This is a genomic window from Amycolatopsis melonis, assembly GCF_040064235.1.
In the GTDB taxonomy this organism is placed as follows: Bacteria; Actinomycetota; Actinomycetes; order Mycobacteriales; family Pseudonocardiaceae; genus Amycolatopsis; species Amycolatopsis melonis.
The window spans coordinates 35,030-45,216 of sequence record NZ_JBDZYD010000001.1; the positions used below are offsets into that span (position 1 = coordinate 35,030).

The window sequence follows — 10,187 nt, forward strand, 5'->3', positions numbered from 1 at the left end:
CGCGATGAGCACGGGGTCCGGGTCTTTCGGGGAACCACCGGAGGCGGCCAGCACCGCCTCCCACGCAGGGGACGACGGCACGTTCGCCGACGTCCTCAACGGGTTCACCCTGGATTCCGGCCGTGCCCGCCGGAAGCGCAAGAAGAGCAAGGAGTCCCCGCCACCCCCGGCCGCCGGTGCGCACCCGGCCGCGGAACCGCCGGCGCCCGCGCCGTCGGCCGACCAAGGAGATCGAGTGACCTCTTTAGTCTCTCCACCCGGCAGTACCGACGCGGACGGTCCCCGGCCGGGCGGGCTGTTCGACCCCGGCCCGCCCAGCGGCGAGTTCATCATGCCCGCCGTGTTCGAACAGCCGCCCGCGATCGAGGACCAGACGGCGATCGTGCGGCCGTATGCGCTGACCGGCGGCCGCACCCGGGCCAACTACGCTCTGGAGCTGGAGACACTGATCTCCGCGAAGGACTACGCTGCCACCGGTGGCTTCCCCGAGGTGGCCGCGGAGCAGATCGAATGCATCTCGATCATGGAAGAGTGCCGGACCCCGCGTTCGGTCGCCGAGATCGTGGCGGCCCTGCGGGTGCCTCTGGGCGTGGCCCGGGTGCTGATCAGCGACGCGGCGGACGCGGGGCTGGTCACGGTGCACAAGACGATTACCGGCAATGACGGCGCCGAGGCACATCTGGTGTTGATGGAAAGGGTTTTGAGTGGACTCCGTCGGCTTTAAGGCACCGCGGGACACCGCGCCCCCCACCATGACTTCCGCCAAGATCGTGGTGGCCGGCGGTTTCGGTGCGGGGAAGACGACGTTCGTCGGGTCGGTGTCGGAGATCGTGCCGCTGACCACCGAGGCGATGATGACCGACGCCAGTGTCGGCGTCGACAACCTCGATCACACGCCGGGCAAGTCGACGACCACGGTGGCGATGGACTTCGGCCGGGTGTCGCTGGACGCGGACCTGATCCTGTACCTGTTCGGCACGCCGGGCCAGCAGCGGTTCTGGTTCATGTGGGACGACCTGGTGCGCGGCGCGATCGGCGCGGTCGTGCTGGCCGACACGCGACGGCTGGCCGACTCGTTCGCCCCGATCGACTTCTTCGAGGACCGGGGCCTGCCCTACATCGTCGGCATCAACACGTTCGACGGCGTGCTGGAGCACGACATCAACGACGTCCGCGAGGCGCTGTCGATCGACCCGAACATCCCGATCGTCCGCTGCGACGCCCGGGACCGCGAGTCGACGAAGCAGACGCTGATCACGCTGGTCGAGTACGCCATGCGGCAGTGGATCGCCCTGCGGGCGGCCAACGCCCGGTGACGACGGCCCGGGGCGGGTTGCCCCGGGCCGCACCCGCCGCTCACGCGCGGCGGAACCGCAGCAGCACGGCCCGCCCGTCGAAGGTGCGGGTCTCGACCAGCTCAAGGCCGAGCCGCGGGGTGCCCGCGGCGAACGGCCGCTTGGTGCCGCCGAGGACGACCGGGTGCACGATCACCTGGTACTCGTCGATCAGGCCGCGGGCGGTCAGCTCGGCGGCCAGCTCCGCGCCGCCCATGAGCAGCAGGTCCTTCCCTTCCTCGGCCTTCAGGGCGGTCACGGCCTCGGTCAGGTCGCCGCCGAACACCCGCGTGTTCCAGTCCGCCTTCTCCAGGGTCCGCGAGAACACGACCTTCGGCGTCTCGCGCCAGACGGGCGCGAACGCGAGGTCGTGCGGGTGGTCGGAGATCGATTCGGCGTTCGGCCAGTAGCCGGACATCATGTCCCAGACCTTCCGCCCGTAGGCGAACTCGCCGCAGCGCTCGTTCTGCGCCTGCGAGTGGGCGGACAGCTCCGGGCCCATGACCGGCCAGTCGAACTCGCCGTTGGGGCCTTCGACGCAGCCGTCGAGCGAAGTGTGGACCATGTAGACGATCTCGCGCATTTTTCCGTCTCCTCGTGCCGGGGTCTGACACGAGGAGGTCGCAGCCGCGGCCGGGGACCGGACACTCCTCGCATGTGACGGTCGTCACAGTCCCCCTCCTGGGAGCTGCATCACTTTCCGTCGGGTTTCCAACAGTAGGAAGCCCAAGTATTTTGGAAGGATGACCAGCGAGCTGTACCGTCCCGTGCACCCCGTCCGGTTCGTCACCGCGTCGAGCCTGTTCGACGGGCACGACGCGTCGATCAACATCATGCGGCGGATCCTGCAGTCACAGGGCGCGGAGGTCGTCCACCTCGGCCACAACCGGTCGGTCGACGAGGTCGCCACCGCGGCCATCGCCGAGGACGTCCAGGGCGTCGCCATCTCGGCGTACCAGGGCGGGCACGTCGAGTACTTCTCCTACCTGGTCGAGCTGCTGCGCGAGCGCGGCGCCGGGCACATCAAGGTCTTCGGCGGCGGGGGCGGGGTGATCGTGCGCGAGGAGATCGAGCTGCTGCACTCGCGCGGCGTCGCCCGCATCTTCTCGCCCGAGGACGGCTACGAGATGGGCCTGCCCGGCATGATCAACTTCATGATCCGGGCCTGCGACGTCGACCTGGCCGCCGAGGGCCCGGCGCTGGACAAGGTGCTCTCCGGCGACGTCGCCGCGCTGTCGCGGGTCATCACCCAGCTGCAGGCCGACCGGCTGGACGCCGCCCTGCTGGACGGCATCACCGAAGCCGCGGGCAAGCGCGAGGTACCGGTACTGGGCATCACCGGCACCGGCGGCTCGGGCAAGTCCTCGCTGACCGACGAGCTGATCCGCCGCTTCCGCCTCGACCAGGAGGACAAGCTGCGGATCGCGGTGCTGGCCGTCGACCCGTCGCGGCGCAAGGGCGGCGGCGCGCTGCTCGGCGACCGCATCCGGATGAACTGCCTGGACGGCTCCCCGGTCTACTTCCGGTCGCTGGCCACGCGCACGACGTCGGGGGAGATCCCCGCCGGGCTGCGCGAGTCGATCCTGGCCTGCAAGGCCGCCGGGTTCGACCTGGTGATCGTCGAGACGCCGGGCATCGGCCAGGGCGACGCCGGGATCGTCGACTTCGTGGACGAGTCGCTGTACGTGATGACGCCGGAGTTCGGCGCCGCGTCGCAGCTGGAGAAGATCGACATGCTCGACTTCGCCGACGTCGTCGCGATCAACAAGTTCGAGCGCCGCGGCGCCGAGGACGCCCGCCGGGACGTCGCCCGCCAGCTGGTCCGCAACCGTGAGGCCTTCTCGCAGGGCCCGGAGGACATGCCGGTCTACGGCACGAGCGCGGCGAAGTTCAACGACGACGGCGTCACCGCGCTGTACCAGCACCTGCGCGGCATGCTCGCTGAGCGCGGCTTGACCGTCTCGGCCGGCACGCTGCCGAAGGTCGAGGGCAAGGTTTCGACCGACGCGAGCACGATCATCCCCGGCAACCGGGTCCGCTACCTCGCCGAAATCGCCGAGACCGTCCGCGGCTACCACGCGAAGACCGAACAGCAGGTCGCCGCGGTGCGCAAGCGCGACGCCCTGCGCGTCGCGCGCGAAGAACTGGCCAAGGCAGACGCCTCGACCGACGCGCTGGACGGGCTGCTCGCCGCGGCCGAGTCCGATGTGGACGGTGAGTCGACAAAGCTGCTCGAACGCTTCCGCGCGCTGGCCGAGGAGTACCGCCAGGACGAGCTGGTCGTGAAGATCCGCGACAAGGAGCTGCGCACGCAGCTGTGGCGCGACACGCTGTCGGGCAACCGGATCCCGCGCGTCGCCCTGCCGCGCTACGCCGAGTCCGGTGAGCTGCTGTCGTTCCTGCGCCGGGAGAACCTGCCCGGCTACTTCCCCTACACCGCAGGCGTTTTCCCGTTCAAGCGCGAGGGGGAGGACCCGGCCCGGATGTTCGCCGGCGAGGGCGACGCCTTCCGCACGAACCGGCGGTTCAAGCTGCTCTCGGCCGACTCCGAGGCCAAGCGGCTCTCGACGGCGTTCGACTCGGTGACGCTCTACGGCCACGACCCCGACACCCGGCCCGACATCTACGGCAAGGTCGGCACGTCCGGCGTGTCGATCGCGACGCTCGACGACATGAAGGTCCTCTACGACGGCTTCGACCTGACCGCGCCGAACACGTCGGTGTCGATGACCATCAACGGACCCGCGCCGACGATCCTGGCCTTCTTCCTCAACACCGCGATCGACCAGAAGATCGAGGCGTTCCGGGCCGAGCACGGCCGCGAGCCGTCGGAGGCCGAAGCCGCCGAGCTGCGCGAGTGGGTGCTGCGCAACGTCCGCGGCACGGTGCAGGCCGACATCCTCAAGGAGGACCAGGGCCAGAACACCTGCATCTTCTCCACCGAGTTCAGCCTGCGGATGATGGCCGACATCCAGGAGTGGTTCATCGAGCACGGCGTCCGCAACTTCTACTCGGTGTCGATCTCCGGCTACCACATCGCCGAGGCCGGGGCGAACCCGATCTCGCAGCTGGCGTTCACGCTGTCCAACGGCTTCACCTACGTCGAGTCGTACCTGGCGCGCGGCATGCACATCGACGACTTCGCGCCGAACCTGTCGTTCTTCTTCTCCAACGGCATGGACGCGGAGTACTCGGTGCTCGGCCGGGTCGCGCGCCGGATCTGGGCGGTGGCGATGCGCGAGCGCTACGGCGCGAACGAGCGGTCGCAGAAGCTCAAGTACCACGTCCAGACGTCCGGGCGGTCGCTGCACGCGCAGGAGATGAGCTTCAACGACATCCGCACGACGCTGCAGGCGCTGTGCGCGCTGTACGACAACGCGAACTCCTTGCACACCAACGCCTACGACGAGGCGATCACGACGCCGTCGGAGTCGTCGGTGCGCCGCGCGATGGCCATCCAGATGATCATCAACAAGGAGTGGGGCCTGTCGAAGAACGAGAACCCGCTGCAGGGTTCGTTCGTCATCGACGAGCTGACCGACCTGGTCGAGGAGGCCGTCCTGGCCGAGTTCGACCGGATCAGCGAGCGCGGCGGCGTCCTCGGCGCGATGGAGACGGGCTACCAGCGCGGCAAGATCCAGGACGAGTCGATCCTGTACGAGCGCAAGAAGCACGACGGTTCACTGCCGATCATCGGCGTCAACACGTTCCGCAACCCGAACGCGGGTGAGGACGACGTCGAGGTCGAGCTGGCCCGCGCGACGGAGGCGGAGAAGCAGTCCCAGCTGGAGCGCCTGGCGGACTTCCAGCGCCGCCACCACGAGGAGGCCCAGCAGGCCCTGAAGGCCCTACGCGAAGCGGCCACCCGCGGCGGCAACCTGTTCGGGGTCCTGATGGACGCCGCGCGGGTGTGCTCGCTGGGCCAGATCACCGAGGCGTTCTTCGAGGTGGGCGGCCAGTACCGGCGCAACGTCTAGCGCCGGCGCCAGAAGGTCGGCCGCCACCAGTAGAGCGACGTCAGGTCGGCCGGCCACGGTGCCTCGGAGACATCCATGGGCTCGAAGTCGTCCACGGCGAGGTCGACGGGACGCCAGCCGTCGTCGAGCGGTTCGTCCGGCGCCGCCATGCGGACGATCCCGGTGAAGCGGTGTTCCATCGCGCCCAGCTCGGCGTAGGCGCGCTGGGCGTCGATCAGCGAAAGGCTGTTCGCGCCGCCGGGCCGGTCGGGCCACCGCAGCTGGATGTTGTCGTCTTCCCAGAAACACACCCGGCAGATCTCGTGGTTGCCGGGCGGGTCGGCGAACATGCGGTGGCCGCAACACGGGCACGGGTACGGAGCGGGGGAGTCCACAAGGGATCACTGTCGACGCCCCGCCGTCGCGGGTCAACTCGATTGGCGGATCGCCTTCAGCCGCCACACCGGGACCAGTACGTGGCCGTCCGCGTCGGTGCCGAGGCGGGCGAAGCCGGAGGTGTCGGCGTCCGGGTCGAGCAGCTGGCGGGCGCTTTCCTCCAGCTCTTCGCGCGTGAACGCCGTCGTGTAGAGCGTCCGTTCGAGCCGGTCGATGGTCCAGGCCTTCCCGACCGTCTCGCGCAGGTTGGCCTCGCTGATCAGGTGCGGTGCCGGGAACGTGTTCGGCACGTCCGTCGAGAAGCAGAACAGGTGCAGCCGGGCGCCCGGGCGGGTCGCGCGGGTCAGGGCGGCGAGGTACTCGTGCCGCTGTTCCTCGGTGAGGCAGTGGTAGAGCGCGCTGTCGAGGACCGTGTCGAAGCGGCCTTCGTACCCGGCCAGCTTCGTCGCGTCGGCGACGGCGAACTCGACGTCGACACCCTGCGCGGCGGCGCGGGCGCGGGCCTGCTCGACGGCCGACGGCGCGCCGTCCAGTCCGGTGACGTGCAGGCCGCGCGAGGCGAGGTAGACGGCGTTGTCGCCGAGACCGCAGCCGATGTCGAGTACCTCCCCGGTGAACTCGCCCGCGTCGGCCAGCGCCTTGACCTCGGGCTGCGGTGCGCCCAGGTCCCACGGCATCTTCCGGCCCATCGGCGTCACGCCCTGGTACAGCTCTTCGAAGTCGACGTCCTGGACGTCCATGGCGGCCCCCTATTCAACGTGTGATGAGATACCTCCCATGGTGCACCCCTTGTCAAGCCGGGGGTAGTGGTGGAGGCATGAAGTTCGGGATCTCGACGTTCGTGACCGACGAGGGCATCCGGCCGGACGTGCTCGGCGCGGCACTGGAGGAACGCGGGTTCGACGTGCTGTTCATGGCCGAGCACTCGCACATCCCGGTGAGCCGCGAAACGCCGTACCCGGGCGGCGGTGATCTGCCGCGCGTCTACTACCGCACGCTCGATCCGTTCGTGGCACTCGCCGCGGCGGCCACCGCGACGTCGGAGCTGCTGCTCGGCACCGGGATCGCGCTGCTGCCCCAGCGCGACCTGATCCACACGGCCAAGGAGGTCGCGTCCCTGGACCTGGTCTCCGATGGGCGGGTGCTGTTCGGCGTGGGCGTCGGCTGGAACCGCGAGGAAATGCGCAACCACGGCACCGATCCGAAGACCCGCGGCGCACTGATGGACGAGCAGCTGGCCGCAATCAAGGAGATCTGGACCCAGGACGAGGCCGAGTTCCACGGGCGCTACGTCGACCTGGACCCGATCTTCAGCTGGCCGAAGCCGGTGCAGCGGCCGCACGTGCCGATCTACATCGGCGGCGAGAGCGAAGCCGCCCTGAACCGCCTGGCGAAGTACGGCGACGGCTGGCTGCTGCGCGGCTTCACGCGGTTCGAAGAGGTCCAGCGGGTGCGCCGGTGGCTGAACGACCAGGGCCGCGCGGACGTGCAGTTCGCGGTCTTCGGCGGGGACACGCGGGACAAGGTGATCGACGGCTTCCGCGAGGCCGGCGTCGAGCGGTACACGTTCCTGCTGGAGACGCTGCCGGAAACCGAGACGCTCAAGGCGCTCGACGAGCTGGCGGAGGTGGCCACCCGACACCGCTGACCGGCGGTCACTTGTCCAGCAGCAGGTGTACCGACAGCTCGAGGCGGTTCGCGACGTCGGCCGCCGACGCGCGGCGGGTCACCCAGGCCACCAGGTTCGCCATCCAGACGTCCGCGACCACGTGGAAGATGTCGCGGTCGGCCTCGGTCGGCTCGGCGATGCCCATCGCCTTGGCGAACATGTTCTCCATCAGGCGGCCGACCTGTTCGACCTCGGCGGCCGCGGACGTGTCGGCGAACATGAACGCGCGCACCATCGCCTCGGTCAGGTGCGGGTCGCGCTGCATCAGGCGCGTGTTGCGGCCGAGCACGAACATCAGCCGCTCGGCGGGCGTGTCGCCCGGGATGGCCTGGCGCTCCAGCTTCTCCTGCGCGCGCTCGAACTCGCGCGCCAGCCCGGACACCAGCAGGTGGATCTTCGACGGGAAGTACCGGTACAGCGTGCCGAGTGCGACGTCGGCCTTCTCGGCGACGGCCCGCATCTGCACGGCGTCGTAGCCGCCCTTGGAGGCCAGGGCGAGAGTGGCGTCGATGATCCGCCGCCGCCGGTCGCGCTGGGCGGCCGAGCCGAGCTCGTCGGCGCCGATCGCGCTCAGGCCGTTGCCGCGGGCCTTGGTCTTGCCGGGCATCGGCATACCCCCGTCCTTCGGAACTTGTTCCAGTTCATGACAGAGGGTACCTGTCCTGGCGGCACGTTCGACAACCGACCCACTGGCCGAAAAACTGTAACACGTTCTACACTCGCGAGTAGTGTCCCGTCCCGCGAGGAGGCCCCATGGCGGTCGCGCTCACCGAGGAACAGGCCGCGCTGGCCGAGGCGATCCACGCCTGGTCCGCCGCGCACCACCCGCGAGAGGCGGTCCGCGCCGCCGAAACCGGGCCCGCCGCGGCGATTCCGGCGGGGTTCGCCGCGCTCGGCCTGTTCGGCGTCGCGCTCCCGGGCGCGGCCGGGGGCGCCGACGGCAGTATGGCCGACCTCGCCGCCGGGCTCGCCGCGGCCGCCGAAGAACTCGTTCCAGGACCGGTGCTCGGCACCGCGCTCGGCGGGGTCCTGCTCGCCGCCGTGCCCGAAGCGAAGGAACTGCTGCCGGCACTGGCCGAGGGTGAGGCCACGCTGGCGGTGCTGCTCGACGCGCCGTCGCTCGAGGACGGCGTCACCGGCCCGGTGCCCGGCGCCGATGCCGGGACCTGGCTGCTGGTGCCGACCGACGGCGGCCATGTGCTGCTCGCGCCGGGCACACCGGGGGTGAGCGTCGAGCCGCTGCCGCCGTTCGACTTCTCGCGCCCGCTGGCGCGGATCCGGTTCTCCGGGGTCCGGTGCGACGTCCTGACCGTCCCGCCGGTCGCCCCGGTGGCCGCGACGCTGGCCGCCGCCGAAGCCGCCGGGGTGGCCCGCCGGTGCCTGGACATCGCCGTCGGGCACGCCAGGGTCCGCGAGCAGTTCGGCAAGCCGATCGGCGCGTTCCAGGCGGTCAAGCACCTGTGCGCCGAGATGCTGTGCCGCGCCGAAGCGGCCGAAGCGCTGGCCTGGGAGGCGGCGAGCGGGCAGCACCCGCTTTCGGTGGCGAGCGCGGCCGTCGTCGCCCTCGACGCCGCCGTCGCGAACGCCAAGGACTGCATCCAGGTGCTCGGCGGGATCGGGTTCACCTGGGAGCACGACGCCCACCTCTACCTGCGCCGGGCGGTGGCCCTGCGGCAGTGGCTCGGCGGCGCGTGGCGGCGGCAGGCGGCTTCGCTGGCGCTGTCGGGCACCGAGCGCACGCTGAGCGTCGACGTCGGCGACGACCCCGCCCTGCGGGAGGAGGTCGCGCGGATCGCCGCGCTGCCCACGGAGTCGCAACGCGCCGCGCTGGCCGAGGCGGGACTGCTGACCCCGCACTGGCCGCCGCCCTACGGCCGGGGCGCCGGCGCCGCGGCGCAGCTGCGGATCGACGCGGCGCTGGCGGCCGCCGGGATCCGCCGTCCCGACCTGGTGATCGGCGCGTGGGCGGTGCCGACGATCCTCGAACACGGCAACGACGAGCAGCGCGCCCGGTTCGCCCGCCCGACCCTGCGTGGCGAGATCACGTGGTGCCAGCTGTTCAGCGAGCCCGGCGCCGGCTCCGACCTGGCCGCGCTGCGGACGGCGGCTCGGCGCGTCGACGGCGGGTGGCGGCTGTCGGGGCAGAAGGTGTGGACGTCGCTGGCTCGCGAAGCCGACTGGGGTATCTGCCTGGCCCGCACCGATCCGGACGTGCCAAAGCACAAGGGCATCACGTACTTCCTGGTCGACATGCGCGCCGAGGGCATCACCACGCGGCCGCTGCGCGAGATCACCGGCGAAGCCGTGTTCAACGAGGTGTTCCTCGACGACGTGTTCGTGCCCGACGCCGACGTCGTGGGCCCGCCGGGCGGCGGCTGGCGGCTGGCCCGCACGACGCTGGCCAACGAGCGGGTGGCCATCGGCAGCGGCTCGGCGGTGGGCGAGAGCGTCCGGTCACTGGTGTCCACTGTGGACGCGGCCGCGCTGGACGACGTCGCGCTGGACCGGCTCGGCGCGCTGGTGGCCGACGGGGTCGCGGGGTCGGTACTGGACCTGCGCGCGGCGCTGCGGCGCCTCGGCGGGCAGGACCCGGGCGCGGAGTCGAGCGTGCGGAAACTCCTCGGGGTGCAGCACCGCCAGGACGTCGCGGAGTTCGCGCTGGAGCTGGCCGGAACGGGCGCGCTGCGCGCGGACGGCCCGGCACAGCACGAGTTCCTGCTGACTCGCTGCCTGTCGATCGCGGGCGGCACGACGCAGGTCCTGCGCTCGTTGACGGCAGAACGCCTGCTCGGCCTGCCCCGCGGCTGATGCCCCTCCGATCACGCGTGATGC

At 70.9% G+C, this 10,187-nt stretch carries 9 protein-coding genes; 5 read left to right on the forward strand and 4 right to left on the reverse strand.

Annotation, left to right across the window (positions count from 1 at the left end):
• The first annotated feature begins 4 nt into the window (after positions 1 to 4).
• Together ABJI51_RS00165 and ABJI51_RS00170 are read left to right on the forward strand one after the other, a co-directional pair.
• Complete coding sequence (locus ABJI51_RS00165) at positions 5 to 724, forward strand: DUF742 domain-containing protein (protein ID WP_348946744.1); 720 nt, start codon at positions 5 to 7, stop codon at positions 722 to 724.
• A gap of 28 nt (positions 725 to 752) precedes the next feature.
• A complete protein-coding gene (locus tag ABJI51_RS00170; protein ID WP_004561255.1) occupies positions 753 to 1,316 on the forward strand; it encodes a GTP-binding protein in 564 nt (187 codons plus the stop codon).
• A gap of 40 nt (positions 1,317 to 1,356) precedes the next feature.
• On the opposite strand, the gene ABJI51_RS00175 is transcribed toward ABJI51_RS00170, so the two are convergent.
• On the reverse strand, positions 1,357 to 1,917 hold the full coding sequence (locus tag ABJI51_RS00175) for a dihydrofolate reductase family protein (protein ID WP_348946746.1): 561 nt from the start codon (positions 1,915 to 1,917) through the stop codon (positions 1,357 to 1,359).
• Positions 1,918 to 2,077: 160 nt separating this feature from the next.
• Between ABJI51_RS00175 and icmF the strand changes: the two genes are divergently transcribed.
• Entirely contained in the window at positions 2,078 to 5,311 is a 3,234-nt protein-coding gene (gene icmF / locus ABJI51_RS00180; RefSeq protein ID WP_348946747.1) for a fused isobutyryl-CoA mutase/GTPase IcmF, read from the forward strand.
• Here the strand turns inward: icmF and ABJI51_RS00185 are convergent.
• A complete protein-coding gene (locus tag ABJI51_RS00185) occupies positions 5,308 to 5,685 on the reverse strand; it encodes a CPCC family cysteine-rich protein (RefSeq protein WP_348946748.1) in 378 nt (125 codons plus the stop codon). The two genes, icmF and ABJI51_RS00185, sit on opposite strands and share 4 nt — an antisense overlap.
• 33 nt (positions 5,686 to 5,718) lie before the next feature.
• Positions 5,719 to 6,426, reverse strand: coding sequence for a class I SAM-dependent methyltransferase (locus tag ABJI51_RS00190; protein WP_348946749.1), 708 nt, complete (start codon positions 6,424 to 6,426; stop codon positions 5,719 to 5,721).
• 77 nt (positions 6,427 to 6,503) lie between these two features.
• On the opposite strand from ABJI51_RS00190, the gene ABJI51_RS00195 reads away from it, so the two are divergent.
• Complete coding sequence (locus tag ABJI51_RS00195) at positions 6,504 to 7,334, forward strand: LLM class F420-dependent oxidoreductase (protein WP_348946750.1); 831 nt, start codon at positions 6,504 to 6,506, stop codon at positions 7,332 to 7,334.
• A 7-nt stretch (positions 7,335 to 7,341) separates the two neighbouring features.
• Here the strand turns inward: ABJI51_RS00195 and kstR are convergent, their stop codons facing one another.
• The gene (gene kstR, locus ABJI51_RS00200; RefSeq protein WP_013224372.1) at positions 7,342 to 7,968 is read right to left on the reverse strand and encodes a cholesterol catabolism transcriptional regulator KstR; all 627 of its coding nucleotides are present in this window, start codon (positions 7,966 to 7,968) and stop codon (positions 7,342 to 7,344) included.
• 140 nt (positions 7,969 to 8,108) lie between these two features.
• Here kstR and ABJI51_RS00205 point away from each other — a divergent pair, with 140 nt between their 5' ends.
• Positions 8,109 to 10,163: an acyl-CoA dehydrogenase family protein gene (locus ABJI51_RS00205; protein WP_348946751.1), complete on the forward strand. Its 2,055-nt coding sequence runs from the start codon at positions 8,109 to 8,111 to the stop codon at positions 10,161 to 10,163.
• Positions 10,164 to 10,187: the final 24 nt, after the last annotated feature.

Bases quoted from the DNA above. Each gene is read 5' to 3' on its own strand.
- ABJI51_RS00165 (WP_348946744.1), top strand. From the start codon at position 5: ATGAGCACGGGGTCCGGGTCTTTCGGGGAACCACCGGAGGCGGCCAGC.
- ABJI51_RS00170 (WP_004561255.1), top strand. From the start codon at position 753: ATGACTTCCGCCAAGATCGTGGTGGCCGGCGGTTTCGGTGCGGGGAAG.
- ABJI51_RS00175 (WP_348946746.1), bottom strand. From the start codon at position 1,917: ATGCGCGAGATCGTCTACATGGTCCACACTTCGCTCGACGGCTGCGTC.
- icmF (WP_348946747.1), top strand. From the start codon at position 2,078: ATGACCAGCGAGCTGTACCGTCCCGTGCACCCCGTCCGGTTCGTCACC.
- ABJI51_RS00190 (WP_348946749.1), bottom strand. From the start codon at position 6,426: ATGGACGTCCAGGACGTCGACTTCGAAGAGCTGTACCAGGGCGTGACG.
- ABJI51_RS00195 (WP_348946750.1), top strand. From the start codon at position 6,504: ATGAAGTTCGGGATCTCGACGTTCGTGACCGACGAGGGCATCCGGCCG.
- kstR (WP_013224372.1), bottom strand. From the start codon at position 7,968: ATGCCGATGCCCGGCAAGACCAAGGCCCGCGGCAACGGCCTGAGCGCG.
- ABJI51_RS00205 (WP_348946751.1), top strand. From the start codon at position 8,109: ATGGCGGTCGCGCTCACCGAGGAACAGGCCGCGCTGGCCGAGGCGATC.